The organism is Pedobacter africanus, assembly GCF_900176535.1.
Lineage (GTDB): Bacteria > Bacteroidota > Bacteroidia > Sphingobacteriales > Sphingobacteriaceae > Pedobacter > Pedobacter africanus.
This window is the reverse complement of record NZ_FWXT01000001.1, coordinates 1,298,441-1,317,050: the sequence shown is the minus strand read 5'-3', so window position 1 is coordinate 1,317,050 and position 18,610 is coordinate 1,298,441. Positions and strand designations below refer to the sequence as shown.

General features: G+C 43.8%; 11 protein-coding genes. 3 read left to right on the top strand and 8 right to left on the bottom strand.

Annotated features, from left to right (window positions below; genetic code table 11):
• The first annotated feature begins 228 nt into the window (after positions 1-228).
• Positions 229-2,247: an ATP-binding protein gene (locus B9A91_RS05455; RefSeq protein WP_159451646.1), complete on the top strand. Its 2,019-nt coding sequence runs from the start codon at positions 229-231 to the stop codon at positions 2,245-2,247.
• Here the strand turns inward: B9A91_RS05455 and B9A91_RS05450 are convergent.
• From B9A91_RS05450 to B9A91_RS05440, 3 genes are read right to left on the bottom strand one after another with little or no spacing between them, the layout of a single operon-like run.
• Positions 2,244-3,269: a YihY/virulence factor BrkB family protein gene (locus B9A91_RS05450; RefSeq protein WP_084237378.1), complete on the bottom strand. Its 1,026-nt coding sequence runs from the start codon at positions 3,267-3,269 to the stop codon at positions 2,244-2,246. The genes B9A91_RS05455 and B9A91_RS05450 overlap by 4 nt on opposite strands.
• 8 nt (positions 3,270-3,277) lie before the next feature.
• On the bottom strand, positions 3,278-5,623 hold the full coding sequence (tamL, locus tag B9A91_RS05445; protein ID WP_084237377.1) for a translocation and assembly module lipoprotein TamL: 2,346 nt from the start codon (positions 5,621-5,623) through the stop codon (positions 3,278-3,280).
• Entirely contained in the window at positions 5,607-10,727 is a 5,121-nt protein-coding gene (locus B9A91_RS05440; RefSeq protein ID WP_084239589.1) for a translocation/assembly module TamB domain-containing protein, read from the bottom strand. Before B9A91_RS05440 ends, tamL begins: the two co-directional genes overlap by 17 nt.
• Positions 10,728-10,948: 221 nt before the next feature.
• Between B9A91_RS05440 and B9A91_RS05435 the strand changes: the two genes are divergently transcribed.
• Complete coding sequence (locus tag B9A91_RS05435) at positions 10,949-13,849, top strand: DNA gyrase/topoisomerase IV subunit A (protein ID WP_084237376.1); 2,901 nt, start codon at positions 10,949-10,951, stop codon at positions 13,847-13,849.
• 5 nt (positions 13,850-13,854) lie between these two features.
• Here the strand turns inward: B9A91_RS05435 and B9A91_RS05430 are convergent, their stop codons facing one another.
• Together B9A91_RS05430 and B9A91_RS05425 are read right to left on the bottom strand one after the other, a co-directional pair.
• Positions 13,855-15,906, bottom strand: coding sequence for a M1 family metallopeptidase (locus B9A91_RS05430; RefSeq protein ID WP_084237375.1), 2,052 nt, complete (start codon positions 15,904-15,906; stop codon positions 13,855-13,857).
• Positions 15,907-15,928: 22 nt separating this feature from the next.
• The gene (locus tag B9A91_RS05425; RefSeq protein ID WP_084237374.1) at positions 15,929-16,516 is read right to left on the bottom strand and encodes a HupE/UreJ family protein; all 588 of its coding nucleotides are present in this window, start codon (positions 16,514-16,516) and stop codon (positions 15,929-15,931) included.
• A 63-nt stretch (positions 16,517-16,579) separates the two neighbouring features.
• Here B9A91_RS05425 and B9A91_RS05420 point away from each other — a divergent pair, with 63 nt between their 5' ends.
• Positions 16,580-17,056, top strand: coding sequence for a DUF6702 family protein (locus B9A91_RS05420; RefSeq protein WP_084237373.1), 477 nt, complete (start codon positions 16,580-16,582; stop codon positions 17,054-17,056).
• Positions 17,057-17,156: 100 nt separating this feature from the next.
• On the opposite strand, the gene B9A91_RS05415 is transcribed toward B9A91_RS05420, so the two are convergent.
• The 3 genes from B9A91_RS05415 to B9A91_RS05405 all read right to left on the bottom strand — a co-directional run bounded on the left by B9A91_RS05415 (position 17,157) and on the right by B9A91_RS05405 (position 18,538).
• Positions 17,157-17,645, bottom strand: a complete 489-nt coding sequence (locus tag B9A91_RS05415) for a hypothetical protein (RefSeq protein WP_084237372.1) — start codon at positions 17,643-17,645, stop codon at positions 17,157-17,159.
• A 68-nt stretch (positions 17,646-17,713) separates the two neighbouring features.
• A complete protein-coding gene (locus tag B9A91_RS05410) occupies positions 17,714-18,304 on the bottom strand; it encodes a Crp/Fnr family transcriptional regulator (protein ID WP_084237371.1) in 591 nt (196 codons plus the stop codon).
• A 3-nt stretch (positions 18,305-18,307) separates the two neighbouring features.
• Positions 18,308-18,538 (bottom strand): DUF4287 domain-containing protein, encoded by a 231-nt coding sequence (locus B9A91_RS05405; protein ID WP_084237370.1) that lies wholly within the window; start codon positions 18,536-18,538, stop codon positions 18,308-18,310.
• Positions 18,539-18,610: the final 72 nt, after the last annotated feature.

The following is an 18,610-nucleotide window of genomic DNA, read 5'->3' as shown; positions in this document are numbered from 1 at the left end:
TATTTAGGCAATCTACGCGGATATATAAAATTTTTGATATACTTGTATTCTGATCGAATCCCTCTTGATAGAATAGTTTAATGCTCTGTAGTTAAAACAGCAGTTAAATTAAAAAATTTTATGCCGCTTAACGCCACTAAAAGATCGCCAATTCGATACTATTTGCTCGTATTTTTAATACTGGTACTGTTTCTCTTTGCATTTTTTCTATACCTGAGGTATAATAAGATGAATGCACTAAAGGAGAATGTTACGCAGCTGGTAAAGCTAAGGGAAGATTATTCGAAGGTTGATAGCTGTATTTATATCTTATATCAGGCCGAGAACAATTCGCGTTTATATGCGGTTACGGCTGACAGGGAATACATTAAAAAGTTTTCTGCCCAGATACAGAAAGTATCTACATTTTTGGGTGAACTCAATATCAATGTAGACGATGATGTGCTGATGCCAGGTATAGACCGGCTGGTAAAGCAAAAAAAGCAGAAAACGGAAAGCTACCTGAAGCTAAGGAAACTTACAGATAGCCTGGTACTGGGTTTTTCACAACTTGGCCTGGTGGAGCACGAGGCCGAAACTGTACTTAGTTTACCGAAAGCAAAGCAGGAGGTAAAAACAATCACCAGCTTTGACACCATTAAACATAACCCGGCCCCGGAGAAAAAATTCTTTGGCAGGCTGGCCGATGCCTTCTCCGGAAAAAGCAAACAAAAGGACACTTCGCTAACTATTATCAAGACGGAAAAGAATATTGTAGTTAAGCAGGATGTAAGGAGTTTTAACAAGCAGCAGATTAAAAAGATCCAGGAGTATTATAAGCGTCTTTATGCAAATGCAAACAAATTAAAAAGTGATGAAAAGGCTATACTGTTGCTGAACAGTAAACTGGTGACAGAGATCATTAACATTCTGCAGACTTTTAAGAAAAATGAAATCGCTTATGTTGTGGATGGGCGGGCGTTGCTGGGGGCCGAACTTGCCGCAGATATTGAGGCCCTGGATGGCATTACGCTCGTGAACGTCTTGTTGCTGACGGTTCTTGTTATCATTATTCTTTACAACATCATCAAACTGTACAAGAATGAGAAGGTGTTGATCAATCTGGGTAAGCGGGCTTCGCAGGATTCACATTCCAAAAGTCGCTTCCTGGCCAATATGAGCCATGAAATCCGTACCCCGTTAAACTCGGTTGTGGGTTTTTCTGAACAGCTGAGCAAGAGCGAATTGACACCCGAACAATCCGATCAGGTAGAGGCCATCCGCAATTCTTCCGAAATGCTGCTGGCGCTGGTGAACGAGATCCTTGATTTTTCTAAGTATGAAGTGGGTAAAATAAACCTGGAGAATGCGCCCTTTATGCCACAGGATGAGATTATGGAGGTGTTTAACAGCATGAATGTGCTGGCGGTAAATAAAAATCTTCTGCTGGAAAATAAGGTGACACTGGAAAAAGGCGTTTGCTTGCTGGGCGATCGCCTGCGCCTGAAGCAGTTGCTCATGAACTTACTCACCAATGCCATTAAATTTACCAGTAGCGGAAAGGTTTCCTTAAAAGTTCAGCTTGTGCTTCATGGGAAAAAACACGGACAGCTGAAAGTGCAGGTGGAGGATACCGGCATAGGTATAGCACCCGAAGATCTGGGCTTTATTTTTGACGAATTTGCACAGGTCTATTCTTCTGCAAGATCCAGGCAGCAGGGAACGGGATTGGGACTGGCCATTTGCAAGAAAATTGTAGAGCTGCAGGGCGGGAAGATAAATGTGAGCAGCACCCTGGGCAAAGGTTCTGTGTTCAGCTTTGAAATACCTTATGAGATCTCAAAAATTAAAGAGCCCCAGACTGTAGTGACGGAGGAGCTGCAACCTTCCCATAAGCTTAGTGGAAAACGTATCTTGCTGGTAGACGATAATAAGATGAATGTACTACTTGCCCAGACTGTGCTGAAAAAATGGGAAATGCAATACGATTGTGCCTATGATGGTAAAGAGGCGCTCGACCTGTACAAAAAGAATGAGTACGACCTGATCCTTACCGATATCCAGATGCCGGTAATGGGTGGGGTAGAGCTTACACACGAAATCAGGTACAATGGGGATTTTACAAAGTCTACCATTCCTATATTAGGCATAACTGCCCATGTGCTGCAGGAAGATCGCGACGTTTATTTAAAGGCGGGAATGAACGACCTGGTATTGAAGCCTTTCCTGGAGCAGGAACTGATTGACAAAATTACCCAATACATTTAATCGATCTTTGTATCTTCCGGATGCTGAGGGGGCAGCACATCTACCTTTTTTTCGATGACCACAATTTTGGTATGCACAGCATATTTGCTTGGCATAATTCCTTTGGCATACCTTTCGGCATAGGCCTGTGTAAACTCAGCACCGAAATATAGGATAATAGCCGTATAGTATACCCATAGCAAAATTACAATGAGTGAACTTGCAGCGCCAAATGCAGAACCGGGGTTGCCTTTTTCTATATAGATGCCAATAAGGTATTTGCCCAGGCTAAAAAGTAAAGCAGTAAAAAGGGCACCTACAATTGCCGGTTTCCATTTGAGGGTAACATCGGGCAAGACCTTAAATATAATGGTAAATACGGCCGTCACAGCGGCCAGGGTTATGGCATTGTTTAAGATGTTGATGAGCAGGGTGGTGGTGTCGGTGGCCAGGGGTATATACTCGCTGATCTTGCTGGAAGATATAAAATAACCCAGTTTATCGCCAATGGCTACTACCACGCTGTTGATGACCAGTGATACCAGCAGTAAAAAGCCAAGTGATACGATCAGCGAAAAAGAAAGCAACCTGTTGGTGATCAATTTTTTCCAGCCCTTTTTTGGAACGGCCTTCACCTTCCAGATCAGGTTGATGCTGTCCTGGATCTCTATAAAAATAGCTGTAGCCCCAATGACCAGGGTTACAATTCCGATGATCAGCCCGATGGTGCTTTTACCAGTGGTATTGGCGTTGTTCACAAAAGTCTGCAGCTGTGCTGCCGCATCAGGGCCTACCAAGTCACGGATTTCAGAAAAAAGCTCTTCACGGGGATTGAGTTCCAGACTGCCGGGATCGGGATTGCCTAAAAATAAACTGGCGGCCGAAAGTACGATAATGATGAGCGGGGTGAGTGAAAAAATGGTGTAATAGGCCAGTGCTGCGCTGAGTTTCATCACACGGTCTTCCATAAAACCTTTTCCTGCTGCTATAAACAAGTGAAGGGTTGCTTTAACAAAGTGCTTGGCTTTCTTGAAAATGGTCATGACTACGGTTAAAAAGGATATCCTATTCCAATATTATAAATTAAATTTTCTTTACGCCAGGTTTTGCTGCCAAAATCAATCTGGTCAATTACCCAGCGCTGTCCTGCAGGGAGGTAAGGTTTGCGGACAGGGAAGGCCACATCCAGCCTGATCACGAAAATGGTGGCGTCTATCCTTAGGCCTGCACCGGTACCTACTGCCATCTCGCTCAAGGCATTTTTAAATTTAAAGCCAGAGCCGGGCCTGCCGGGAATGGCCTCGCTGGTAGGCGTAGCGGGGCTGCCCATGTCTTCCTTTCTTAGCCACACATTACCGGCATCCGCAAAAAGCGCCCCATGTAATATACTGACCAGTTTAAAACGGAGCTCTGTATTCAGCATGGCCTTGATGTCGCCACTCTGATCGGTATAGGTCCTGTTTTCTGTAGCGCCGGGGTTATCCCTGTAGTTATATGTTCCGGGGCCTAAAGAACGGGCCGGAAAAGCACGGATATCGTTTGTGCCCCCTGCGAAAAACTGACGTACAAAAGGGATGGAAGTATTGTTGCCGTATGCATAGCCATAGCCAAGGTTTAAACGGTTTGCCCAGATGATGTTTTTTGTGATCTTATAATAGTTTCTTAAATCGGCCTCAACCCTGATAAACTGGTTAATGGGAATGCCGAAAACGGATTTTTTGCCTTCGTTATTTTTTGAAGCAAACATCCCCCATACGTTTCCGCCCGTTTCCAGTGTGCCATTGAAATAAATGTTGTTCCTTTGCGATTCATTCATCTGATCGGTGTAGGTAAAGCTATAGTTGCTGCCAATGATGAACTGTTTTTCAAGGTTCTTTTGCAATCCGGGATTGGCATTGAAAAGACTGTCCCTTGTTAAACTGTCTACGCTGGAAGTTACATAATTGACAGAGATGGGGTTAAAAGTATGTTCTTTGTATTGGCTTTCTTTCCAGTTGTAACCGAATTCTGCCTTAAAAGAATTCAGGTTGTAAAGTGAGCCCCTGCTTAGTAGCTGGTAAGAAAGCGAGGCTATGGTCTTTGGAATGAAATTATTGGTGCTGTTTAAGCCCTTAAATGGGGTAATGAACCTGGGGAAGGTTAGCTTGGCCTCTGTGGTAAAGGAATAGGAGTTAAGTCCTTTGGCTACACCGCTAACCTGCGTTTCAAAACCCCCACTGGCACTTACATCGAGTTGCTCTGCACCCCTGAATAAGTTCCTGGTAGTTTGTGTTATTTTGATTTCCGAACCCACAAAGTTATTGGACTTGCTGGTTCCGGTTACAGAAAAACTGAGTGAGTTTTTCTTTAATGGAGTGAGGTATACATTCAGGTTCAGCTGGTTGTTCTTAAAGCTGTCTACCGGTAAAAACTCTGCTTTTACTGCCTGAAAAACACCGATGTTAACCATGCGGTTCAGCGATTTGTTGTGGTCTCCCCGGCTGTAATATTCGCCTTTTTGAAAGAATACAAGGCGGTCAAACAGTCCTGTTTTAAAGGTTTTCCTTGGGTCATAAATTTTAAAATCCTTGTACAGTTCCGGGGTTGATGCCCTTAACGCACTGTCGCGCCGCAGGCTATAGTTCGGATAGATGTTGATGTCATTAATGGTGTAGGGTTTCAGGCCTGCATCGGGTGCAATGTCTTTTACTTTCAACCTGATGTCGGCACGGTTTTTTCCAATAGTACTGTCTACCTGCAGAATCAGGTAATCCGGACTGAAATAAAAATAGCCCTTTTCCTTCAGGTCGTTGTCTATCCGGATACGCTCATTTTTAAAAACATCCAGATCGTAGTTTTCTCCTGTTTTGAGCAGGGTATTTTCTTTCGTTTCATTAATTACAGCTGTTACACCGGTACTGTCTTTTGGAAAGGTAACATTATTGAGCTTATACCTGTTGCCAGTGTTTGCGGTATAAACAGCCTTGCCCTTTTTGCCTTTGACTACTGTGTCGCCTGTAACTTCTGCCTGCAGATATCCCTGGCTGATTAAATAACTTTTTAATACAGCGTTGTTGTAAGGGATCTTAACTTCGCTAAGTAATACAGGCGGTTCTCCTATTTTGCGGAGCCAGTTTCTTAAGCCACCCTTAGGCTTTTTGGGCTGGCCTGCCAGGTTGTACAATCCGAGCTTAAATTTAATGCCCAGAAGAGACTTATTTGGCCTTGGTCTGGTCTTTCCTTCCAGAGCGGCCTTCACATCTTTCTGGTTGTCTATCCTTGCAGATGAATCGGGATTGATGTTGATCTCTGCACCTGTATACAGGACCTGTCCGGGCTTAAGACTTTTGGTACTGCTGCAGCCTGCCCAGATAAAGCATGTAAGTATAAATAACCCGTATTTAATTCGTTGTCTCATCGTTAGCTCGCTGTTCTTGTCTTAATCTTTTCTTTTTAGAGAATTTCTGGAATACCTCTCTGAACTTATTGTAGTCGACCACCAGCGCAAAGCCCAAGCCGGTTTCAATGATCTGTCCTTCTATTACCCCTTCATTCTGGTTACGGCGGTAGGCCCTTAACCTGTACCTGCCGTCTCTGGAAAGCAGATATTCTATGTTTACGTTGCCCGCAATATTGGTCGATTTTTGTCCCTGCTGCTGTGGGCCTTCCAGCCCAAAAGAACTGCCCACAGTAACAATCAGCCTGTCGCTCAGCAGTTTTTTGGAAAGCCCGATTTCCAGGTCGGTTTTCTGCTCCATTTTGCCTGTCGAATAATCTTCGGATGAATTGACACCGAAGTTAATGTCTACCCCTTTGATAAGGTCGGATGCCAGATTGTTCAGCTGCTGGGTAAGCAGTTTGCTTACGCTGGACCGCGCAATACTTGAAGCATTCAACCCTCCGCCCGCTAGGCTTTGGAAAGGGTTATCTGCAATAAAGCGTTCGAGCACCAACAGCGCAAATACCTGTTTGTTCAGTTCACCTTCATCGGCATTGATTCGCTGTACTTTGGTATAGACCTGGCCACTTAGCGCACCCCGTTCGTTTTCCGGCAGGTCTACTTTAAATTTAATGATAGGTTTCATCAGCTGACCGGTCATCATCAGGTATACCTGGAAGGGCAGCTTGGTTTTTGCCTGAACGTTGTCCGGCTCATTGAGCAGGTCTATAGGCGCGGCATTTACCTCGTACAATGCAGTAAGGTCAACGTTGGCTTCGGTAGGCTCACCTGTCCATACAATGTTGCTGCCTTGCTGCAATTTAAAATCCCTTTTCACCGGTCCTACGGTTAAATTGTAGCTACCTTCAGAAATCTCGTAACGCCCGGTTAAGCTGGTTTTTCCACTCGGGTCCATGGTAGCCGCCAGGGTAGCCTGACCTTTTACCCTCAAATTATCGCCGTTGGTAGGATCTACAACTACGTTTAATTCAGCATTTTCATCTATATTGATGGTAGCGCTCAGGTTAAACCCTTTTATTGGGGCTTTACTAATGGAATCGGCCACCGAAAGTGCCTTTTTTCCATTGAAAGGAGGGGCGTCAAAATCAACATATTGCACAATACCTTCCTGGTCTATTACTGTGGGGTCATCAGCTGGCATGGCAAAGAAGAATTTGGTTTTGTCTTCTACTCTTAAATTCATGTCTACATTAGGCTGGTTCATGTCGCCACGCACTTTAATGGTGCTGGTCAGGTACACCGTTCCGTAAATTAGCTCATTGTCCTCAGCGGTCGAGTTCAAGGCCCTGAAATTGGTGGTGCGGATGTCCATGTTGAATTTAAAATCCCTATAGTTTGTAGTCAGGATACCGCCTGTGATCACCGCCTTCTGATTCAGGGAATCCAGTATGTTGAACCTGTTGAAGTTGATACCGGTTTCAGTAAAACTAATGGTCTCGTTTGGCATTCTGAAGAAAGAATTTACATAAGCCACATTAAAACCTGCCTGATTAAATTTAAGGTCGCCCAGAACTTTTGGGGCATCCAGACTACCTTTTACAGATAGGTGTCCGCTCACCGTTCCTGTCCCTTTCCTGATCTGTCCCATAGACAGGCTTTCTACAGCTTTTAAATCAATCTTATCAATATTCAGCGTCAGATCCATTGCGCTCTGGGGGGCAGTATAATAAAAGCCATTTGCACGCAGTTCATGTATGCCCGATAAGGCAATATTGGTTTCAAAAGCATTTTCGGTGTTGTTGTTCACTGCAATGCGCAGGGTGCCCAGCATGTCTTTCTGGTAGCGCAGCTCATCTACGGTAAGGTTGGCCTCAAATTTAGGTGTGCCTGCAAGGTCTTTCACATTTACCGTCCCATTGATGGACCCGCCGGCCATCGCACTGTCTGCCTCTGCAAACCTGGTGAGTGTTTCAATCCTGAAATCTTTAAACGTTACCTTAAGCGGGGCGTTAGGGGTATTGCTTTCGCTGTTGATGCTGAGGAGCTGCCCGCCATTGCTAAGGTTAAACTGATGGGCAAGGATACCTGAGGCCCCAAACTGCAAGTAATTTTCTGGCGCTACAGTCCATTTGTCATAGTTGAGCAGTACCTTCTGCGGGTCGAAACTAAAGCGATAGTTCTTGTCTATAGATTTGAACTGACCGCCCAGTACATATTTATCTTTGCGTTTGCTGTCCCTTAAGAATACATTCAAATCCAGATTGTTGTTTAAGGCCGCTCCGCTGATCTCGTTGTTGTAGAAGGAGATAGCAGGGCTTTGCAGGCTCTTGATGGTAAACTTATAGTTTAGTTTCTGATCCGTATTGTTGATGTTCAGGCGGGTGCTGTCTACACGGTAACTGCCATACACCAGCTGAGGGAACATTGCATTCATTACCAGGCTGTCCTTTTGGGTATCCAGTAATCCCCACATGCGCGAGGGTGCAAAGGTTGTGAGTTCCGGCACAAAGTTCTTTAAGATCTTGGGGTTATAAAAGTTAACATAAAACCGGAACCGCTGATCAGGGATTTTGGTTACCGTTCCAAACTGATAATACTTATTGATCTGGTTGATCATGGCGCTGCCCAGGTTGGTGAGCTGGTACTTACCATCTATTCTGGCCCTCAGGAATTCCGATTTTAAAGTCAGCAGGTTGTGGTCGGCCGAAGCCTCTGAGTGGACAATAATGGTGTCTACATTGAAGCGCTGCCCTTCTTTCACTACCTGCATCCCGTTGATGGTGATGTCACCATTCAGGTAATCCGGATCTGCGGTTTGAATGTCTGCCTTAACAAAGCCTGCCAGTTTAAACTCTGTGGCACTGAAATTCAGTTTTTGGAGGTCGATCTGCTTCAGGTCTGCATCTGCCTTTACAGCGGGATATTTACCTGATATATCCAGATGGGCTGTAAGTGCAAAGCTGGCATTCGTATCGGCCATGCTGCTTTTTAAATTCAGTTGCTGACGTTTGTAGGTGCCGCTGAGGTTTAAATTACGATAAGTATATTTATTGTAATAGGCGCTGATGATTTGTCCGTTTAGGGTTGCACTGGCCTTTTTGGCATCGAGCCCCGTTCCCTTTACATTTGCCTTTGCAGTTATTCTGCCCAGCTGTGATTCCATTTTTAACAGGCGGCCAACATTAAAATTGTTCAGGCTGATATCTGCATTGTAACTTTCTTTGCCTTTTGCCCCTTTCATACTGGCCAGCAGTTTTGCAGAGCCCATGTCGGTATTGATGTTAAAGCCGGTATTGAAATTGGTCATAGAGCCTTTAAACCTACCGTTTGCGTTAATGGTATTGGGCAGGATGATGTTGGCAGGCAACGACTTTTTAGGGATAACGACCAACAGATCGCTCTTAGTGAGTGCAAACCTTTTGATGTTTAGGTCAAGTACCGTTTTGTTTACATCCGGCAAGCCTTTGGCTGTTCCAGTGATGTCAATATGGGTGCTTTTCAGTCCATCTACCTGTAATTTTGGAATGACCAGATTATTCATATAGCCATGTGCAAGCGCATTGAGCTTTATCTTTTCGTTCCGGTAGCTGGCGGGTACAGCATCGCTAAAATAGGCCGCATCTTTTAGACCAATGATAGTATTCTTTACCTGCAGGTATATCTTTACCTTTTCCGGGTGTTTGGTGAGGTCTTCCATAGCCGTATAATCCAGCTGGGTATTGCCCTCTATATAGGTATTAGGGGTTTTTACCAGCAGGTTATTTGCTTTGGTCTGCTTTTCTGAATAGGCTACATCGCCTTGCAGTTTTTGGAGTTCAAAGCCACTTTTTTCTTTCATCGAACCCGATTTCACCTTCACCTTTATACCGGCATCGCTGTAGGCCAGGTTTTCTGCCTGTATGCCCAGGCTATTGATCAGCAGGTGGTTAAAATCCATGCCCTTAGCCGGTTTTTCTGCAAAATTGTCAAACTTAACCCTGTTCTCTGCCAGGTTGAGCTTTTTTACCTGAAAGGCGATTCCAGGTGTTTTTGCTGCAGTGTCTGATTGTGCAGTAGCTTTGGCCACCGGGGCAGGTTTGAAAGAAAAAGCAATTTCCGATCTGTTCAATGCTGCACTTTCCAGCTGGTACTTGCTATGCTGCACATCTGCAATCAGCTTAGCCAGAGAAAGCTCCCTGAGGTCAACATTTGCTTTCATGTCCGATTCACCGGAGCTGAAATTTACTTTACTGTTGTTGAGTCTGGCTTCGTCCAATTTGTATTGGTTATGGGTCAGGTCAACAAAAAGTTTGGTTACCGCAAGGCTGTTTAAATCCACATTAGCACTGGTCCTGGAGAGCCGGTCATCGAATCCTATCTTAATGTTATTGAAAATAAAGTCTTGTATTTCAATCTGTGGTAGTTTTCCAGATTCGGTTTTAGCAGTGTCTATACTGTTTTCCAGATGCGCTTTAAGTTGTGTTAAAGGTTTTTGCTGCAGGTATTTTACCGCTGTGTTTTTTAAAGAAAGGGTTTTGATGACATATCGCTGGTTATCCAGGTCAAAATCTTTGATATTGGCTTTGAACTCCCCAAGCTGCAACTTCATGTCGTTACCCGCCACATCATCGCGGTATACAATGCCGATGTCTTCCAGATTGACCTTATTCACCGAAAACTTGAGGGTTGAAGTGCTGTCTTTTTTTACTTCTTCTTCGGGTTTTTCCTGCTCAGACATAAAGGCATCAGCCAGGAAGGAAAAATTAAAGGCAGTGTCGGGGTTTATGCGTGTTACATTTGCCCTTATTTTCTGCAGTGTGATGTTATTTATCTCAACCTTATTGTTCAGCAGCTCAAAAAGGCTAATGTCGACTGCCAGCTTTTGCGCATAAAGCAGGGTATCTCCCTTTTTGTCTTCAATATAAAACTTGTTCAGAATAACGTCTTTTGGGAGACCTATTTTAATGCTTTCCAGGCGGATCTCGGTCTGGGTTTTATCTTTTAAATAGCCTATAACCTGGTCTTTCACAAAATTTTGAACAAATGGAATGTTTAAGGAAAGGGCAATCAGAACCACAAGCAAGATAACACTTGCGATGATCCAGAGTACAACTTTAAGACTCTTGCGTATATATTTATTCAAACCAATAAAAGTTGAGATTTCTTTAACTCGATAAACAACCAAAATCATGCCATCTGTGCCATAATTCAGGCTGTACCTTACATCTACAATCTAAATAATTAAATTGTTTAAAACAATGTTAAAAATCCCTTAAAAATGATCATGCGGGCAGGAACTGTTAAAAACTCGGTTCTTAAATTTCGTTTTCATGCCTTATATTTACAGCATACAATCCTTTTTTGATGAGCGAAGAATTAGAAAACAACATAAACGAAGAAAATAAACATACGGTAATCCCTATTAACGGACTTTATGAAAACTGGTTTCTCGACTATGCTTCCTACGTAATTCTTGACCGTGCTGTTCCACACATCAATGATGGCCTGAAGCCTGTTCAGCGCCGTATCATGCATTCTCTTAAGGAAATGGATGACGGACGTTTCAATAAGGCTGCCAACGTGATCGGAAATACCATGAAATACCACCCTCATGGTGATGCTTCTATTGGTGACGCGATGGTGCAGATCGGGCAAAAAGACTTGCTGATTGATTGCCAGGGTAACTGGGGAGACCCGGTTACTGGCGATAATGCAGCCGCTCCGCGTTACATTGAAGCCCGTCTTTCAAAATTTGCAAATGAGGTTGTCTTTAACGGTGATACTACCGTATGGCAGCTGAGCTACGACGGCAGGAATAATGAACCGGTTACCTTGCCGGTAAAATTTCCTTTATTACTGGCGCAGGGAGCTGAAGGTATTGCGGTTGGCTTGGCCACCAAGGTAATGCCACACAACTTTGTGGAGTTGCTGGATGCTTCTATTGAGGCACTGCAGGGGCAAAGGCCTAATATTTTGCCTGATTTTTTTACCGGTGGTATGGCCGACTTTTCTGCCTATAACGAAGGGATGCGTGGCGGAAGGATCAGGGTACGGGCAAAGATTACCGAGAAGGATAAAAAAACGCTGGTGATCAGTGAAATTCCTTACAGCACCACTACAGGATCAGTTATCGACAGCATTTTATCTGCCAACGATAAAGGCAAGATCAAGATCAAGAAGATCGAAGACAATACAGCCGCCAATGTAGAGATCGTGATACAGCTTGCACCCGGTATTTCTCCGGATGTGACCATTGATGCACTGTATGCTTTTACCTCCTGCGAGGTTTCTATTTCTCCGAATACCTGTATCATTAAAGACGAGAAACCGCAGTTTTTGAGTGTAAACGACATTCTGATCCAGAATGCCATGCACACTAAAGCATTGCTGAAAAAGGAACTTGAGATTAAACTGCATGAATTACAGGAAAAAATATTCTTTAGTTCTTTGTTAAAGATCTTCATTCAGGAAGGGATGTACAAAAACGCCGATTATGAGAACTCCGGTACTTTTGAAGCAGTGGTAGAGGTATTGAACCGTTTGTTTGAGCCTTTTAAACCGGACCTGTACAGAGAGATACTCCCGGAGGATTTTAAGAAGCTGATCGATAAGCCGATGAGCAGCATTACACGTTTCGACGTGAAGAAAGCTGACGAGCAGATGAAAGCGCTTTCTGATGAGATCAAAGTTGTTAAAAACCACTTGCGTCACCTTACTGAATATGCCATTGCCTGGTTCCAGAAACTGAAAGACAAGTATGGTAAGGGCAGGGAGCGTAAAACGGAAATCCGATTATTTGACAGGGTAGAAGCTTCTAAGGTTGCCCTGGCCAATGTAAAATTATACATGAACCGTGAAGATGGTTTTATCGGAACGGGCTTGCGTAAGGATGAATTCGTGGCCGATTGTTCGGATATTGATGAACTCATTGTTTTCAGGGAAGACGGAAAGTGTATCATTACCAAGGTAGCGGATAAAACTTTTGTTGGTAAAGGTATCCTGCATGCGCAGGTGTTTAAAAAAGGCGATGAACGGACCATTTACAATATGATCTACAAAGATGGTGCAAGTGGTACATCATATATCAAGCGCTTTGCTGTGGTTGGGGTTACCCGCGATAAGGAGTACGACCTGACCAAGGGAAGCAAAGGCTCTAAAGTGCTATACTTCACCGCAAATCCTAATGGAGAGGCCGAGGTTGTGACTGTACAGCTTAAGCCGCATGCTAAATTAAAGAAACTGCAGTTCGACCTGGACTTTGCGGAAATTGCCATAAAAGGCCGTGGCTCCCAGGGAAATATCGTTTCTAAATACCCAGTTAAAAAGGTGCTGCTGAAGAGTAAAGGGGTTTCTACATTGGCCGGGTTGAAGATCTGGTATGATGACCTGCTGAGGAGATTGAATGTAGATGGCCGGGGCAAATATCTTGGTGAATTTGACGGCGATGATAAGATTTTGCAGGTACATAAAGATGGCTGGTATGAACTGAGTACTTTTGAGCTGAGCAACCACTTTGATGATGACCTGGTCCTGATCCAGAAATTTGATCCCGAGAAACCTTTTGCCGTAGTGCAGTACGAAGGAAAGGCTAAAAACTATTTTATCAAAAGGTTCCTGTTCGAAGCTATTGCTGTGGGCAAAAAGTTCAGCCTGATCAGTGAAGAAAGTGGTTCAAAATTCCTTTACATTACCAGCAACCCCGCTGCGGTATTGACTGTTGATGTGCTGAAGGGCAAGACCAGGGTTCCGGAAACCCTTGAAATTGTACTGACGGAATTCATTGATGTGAAAGGGATTAAGGCCAATGGAAACAGGATGACTGCCCATGAGGTTAAAAATATTACGATCAGCAACAATAAAGAGATAGAGCCCACAGAAGAGATAAAGGCGGCACCGGCATCTGCCGCTGCAGAGACAGGAGATGATATGCCTGTTGATGAGGAAAACAATACAACAACAGCCCTGGAGGGAGAAGAAGAACTGATTGATCCGGCGATGAGTAAAGATGCGGACGAAGAGGAAGTCCCTTTACCAGAAGCGGATGAGGTACCTCAGGGAAGTCCTGTTCAGGAAGAGGAGCCAGAACCTGTTGCAGAAAAGCCTAAAAAAGCATGGGGCAGCAAATCGGCCAAGCCCACTGAAAGTGCCAAACCTGAAAAGGAGGAAAAAGCAGAAGGACCAAAACCAGCTAAGCAGGTTGATTTCGAAATCACCAATCCTGATGACATCAAGATTGATGATAAAGGCCAGCTGGGCTTCTTTTAAATTTCCTACCGCTGCCCGGATTGCTGTTTAAACTGGTCAATCCGGGATTGCTGTGCTTTTCTTGGCCATGAATTGTTGCTCTCGTCGATATCAGCAGTTTCCCTGTAAGGATCCAGTTGCACAGATGCAACCTCTTTATCCTTGGCGAATGCCTTGGTTACCTTATTTTCATCCTTGCGCCAGATATAGGCTGGAATCCGCTCCACCTCTTTACTGCCATCCTTAAATGTCCATTCAATGATGATTGGCATCACCAGCCCGCCGACATTAGTGAAATCCAGCTCATAGAAGTTCTTCTTGTTGACTGTCTGACGGAAGCGCAGGTCATTCAGGGCAATGTCTACCGGATCAGTTTCAAAGAACCAACCCCTCCAAAACCAATCCAGGTCCACTGCTGAGGCATCTTCCATTGTTCTGAACAGATCGGCCGGGGTAGGGTGCTTAAATGCCCATCGCTTTGCATATTCTTTAAACGCATAGTCGAAAAGTTCCCTGCCCATAACGGTTTCCCTTAGAATATTTAAGGCTGTAGCCGGCTTGGCATAGGCGTTAGGCCCAAAATTGATGATGTTTTCGGAATTGGTCATGATCGGCTCCAGCTGATCCTTAGGCATCTTCATGTAATCTACAATCTTATGTGCAGGCCCGCGCTGCGAGGGATAGTTCTTCTCCCAGGTCTGTTCGGTTAGGTACTGGCAAAAGGTATTTAAACCCTCGTCCATCCATGACCATTGCCGCTCGTCGGAGTTGACGATCATCGGGAAGAAGTTATGTCCTACTTCGTGAATGATTACACTCATCATACCATATTTGATGGCATCGGTGTAAGTGCCATCTTTTTGCGCACGGCCATAGTTAAAACAGATCATCGGGTATTCCATTCCGTTTGCTGCCTCTACAGAAATGGCCACTGGATAAGGGTAAGGAATGGTGTGTTTGGAGTATTCCTTTAAGGTATGGTCTACTATTTTGGTTGAATACTTATTATAGAGTGGATATGCCTCAGGGCCGTAGTACGACATGGACATGATTTTTTTACCATTAATGTGCGTGGCCATGGCATCCCATACCAGGCGCCGGGACGATACCCAGGCAAAGTCTCTTACGTTCTCGGCTTTGTAGATCCAGGTCTTTTTTGCGGCAGACTTTTTTGAAAGTCCGGATTTGATCTCTGCAAGGTTTACAATTTCGATGGGTGCTTCAGCTGTCTGCGCCGCATTCCAGCGCTGTAAGCTGGTTGCATTTAATATCTGCGCATAATTCTGGCATTCCCCTGTTCCGCCTACTACATGATCTGCCGGAACAGTCATGTTTACTTTATAATTGCCAAATACCAGGGCAAACTCTCCCCTTCCTTCAAACTGCTTGTTTTGCCAGCCTTGGAAATCGGAGTAAACTGCCATTCTGGGGAACCATTGGGTCATGGTAAACAGGTAATTGTCATCTTCAGGAAAATATTCATAACCCCCTCTTCCACCATCAGCTATACGGTTGGCAATGTTATAATTCCAGGTAATTTTAAGCTTATACTGTTGTTTAGGTTGTAAAACCTGGGGCAGGTCTATACGCATCATTGTATTGTTGACGGTATAAGGTAAGGCTGCTCCTTTGTCATCCGTAACTTTTAATATCTTAACACCCAGGTTGTTTTCGGCATTGATGATGTCGGCTAAAGCCTTATTGTTCATCTGATCTGTTATTTTAGATCTTTCGGTTAGCTTATTATCGCTACTGGCCTTGTGCTGGTTTTCATCCAGCTGTACCCATAAGTAGCTTAGCGGATCGGGCGAATTGTTGTAGTAGGTAATGGTCTCAGATCCATTCAGCCTGAGGTTCTTTTCGTCCAGTTCGGCATTGATCTCGTAATCGGCACGTTGCTGCCAGTAAGCCGGGCCAGGGGCCCCCGAAGCGGAACGGTACATATTCGGACTACTGATGATGGTACCCAGCTGTTCGAATTTATTTCCGTGATTGGAACCCGGATTGTGCACAACATGCTGACTGAACGCATTGGTGCTAAATATAAGCGCAATAAAAAACAGCAGGTTTTTATTCATTGGTGTTAGTTGTTTGAATGTATTATCCGAGTAATGCCGGAAAACGTTCGGCCGCCATAACAAAGGATATTCCAAATATAGCCGATGAAAGAAAGAAATTCCAATCCCATCGCTTTATTTTTACAATCCAGATCAGGATGAAGGAAAGGATCAGAACTCCAGCCACGATCAATACCTGGCCAAATTCCAGTCCGATGTTAAAGGCAAACAGTTCAGCGGTGATGCTGCTGCTTTTGCCCAGCAGGCTTTTCAGGTAGTTTGAAAACCCCAAGCCATGGATCAGACCAAAAGAAAGTGCCATGAGGTATTTAAAAGTCTGTCCTTTTGGCTTTTTTCGCTTACTGAAAATATTGGATGCCGCAGTCACCAGGATGGTAACCGGAATCAGGAATTCAATCAGCGCGGTATTGACACTAATGATCTTGAATACACTTAAAGCAAGGGTGATGCTGTGCCCAACGGTAAATGCAGTAACCAGGATCAGGACCTTTTTCCAGTCTGCCAGCATATAAGTGCCGCATAGCGCCATAACAAATAAAATGTGATCGTATCCCTGCCAGTCTAAAATATGTTGCCAGCCTAGTTGAAAATAAAGAGGGAATTCCTGCATTGAATTAATTTGTACCTTAGCTATTGGAATAGCAATATCCTCATTTAAATTAAGAAAAACAAAATGTTGCAGTGTTTATTATTTTTTTGGTTAAATATATTTCATCCTTTTTATGTGAGTGTAACAGAGGTTGTGCAGCAAAAAAATAATGGGGCAGTGCAGGTGAGCAGCAGGATTTTTTTTGACGACCTGGAACGGGCGTTGGAAAGGGAATATAAAACCCAGGTAAATATTTTAAAGCCTGCCGACAGGAAACAGGCGGATGCTTTGATTGCAAGGTATATTAAAGCACACCTGAAGATCAGTGCCAATGGTAGGGCCCTCGATTTGAAGTACCTGGGTTATGAGATAGAAGAGGATGCCGCCTGGTGTTATTTCGAGACAATAGAGGTAAGATCGATAAAACATCTGAGTATTAAAAACGACATCCTCTTCGAGCAGCATGAGTCACAAAGTAATATGATCCATGCCATTGTAAGCGGTCAGCGTAAAAGTACCAAGCTGGATAACCCGAAAAGCGAGGTCGCTTTTACCTACTAAAACTTATAGGCAAAGCTTGCTGCAAAGTTTCTCGGTTTTTGCGTGTTAAGACTCGTGCAGGGCAAAATAGGAACAACCATCATCAGCTCTTCCGGTACATTTACCGATTCTCGGTATCTTTGGAATGTTTATAATAGTTGCTAACGATCACCGAAATGGGTAAGCCCACTAAAAGCATGTGCCAGATAATGGCTATTATCGCAAGTACATCAAAATGGACAGCAGGGATTTTACTCATTGGGATAATCACTAAATTCATGACTGCCCAGATGGTAAATCCATACAGCAGACCGGTAATAATTTTATTGTGCTTTAAAAGCGGGAGCTTTGGGAATAGCAGATAGAAAACATAGCTGGCAAAAAATGCGATCAAAAAGTGGAACGCAAGGCCAAGTAATGCTGTGGCTAAACCATCTGTGTAAGCATCCGGCCCCAATACGCCACTGGCTACGAACTGATAGATCTGGACAGGACTGTAATTGTAAAATAGCTTATAGGCAACAATTGCGGCAAGGGCATCTAGCACTCCTGAAATTATAGTGGCCCACACAATGGTGCCTGTTTTTGTTTGTGTAATACTGGTTTTCATTTTCTGTTGTTTTTACACTACAAAACAACAACCTGAAGAAGTGAAAAACGTTAAAGTAGTTTAATAAATCACTTCCCGGTCAGTTTCCTGCGGATCATACTTAAAAACACCGGGGTAATGCCCAGATAAGAAGAGACCTGCTTTTGAGAAATGCGCTGTTCCAGCTGTGGGTACTTCTTTATAAAGTCAAAGTACCTTTGCTCAGCGGTAAAGGACAAGTTCTGATTGATGCGGTTTTGTTGTGCCGCATAGGCATTTTGTAGAAGGAGACGAAAAAAACGTTCAAACTTATTGACTTTTTGATAAAGCTTTTCCAGATTTTCTTTTGTGATTTGCAATACCTCAGTATTTTCCAGCGCATCAATAGCGTAGGTCGCAGGTGTTTGTGTAATAAAACTGGCAAAATCGCCCACCCACCAGTTTTCTACACCAAAAATAACCACATGTTCATCACCGTTTTCATCGATGGTATAAACGCGCAGGCAGCCTTTAATGATAAAGGTCTCATACCTGCATATTTCGCCTTGCCTAAGCAGAAATTCCTTGCGTTTAAGTGACCTGTACTGCAGCAGGGATATGAAAAAATCTGCTTCCGCTTTTTCAAGCCGGATGTGCCTGCCTACATTTTCAAGGATCAAATCAAAATTAACTTCAGGCATACATTACTGGCTGTTCTCGTTCTTTATAGCCTTGAGCAGTGCATAAATAGCCATTGCATGTCCATGGCCTAAGTCGTATTCTTCTTTTATCCATTTCACAATCTCAGCAGCTTTTACACTTGCTTTGAGCTGTCCATTTTCTGTAAACTCTTTCTCTTCAGCTTTGGCCCTGAATTCCTGAGGACCTAAGCCTGTTTTTTCTTTTATTGTTTTTAAATAAGCTTGAAATGACATGATCTATGGATTTAAAAATTGTAATTGCACAAATATAACTGCAAAAAACTCAGCGCGGAACGCTGTAAAAAG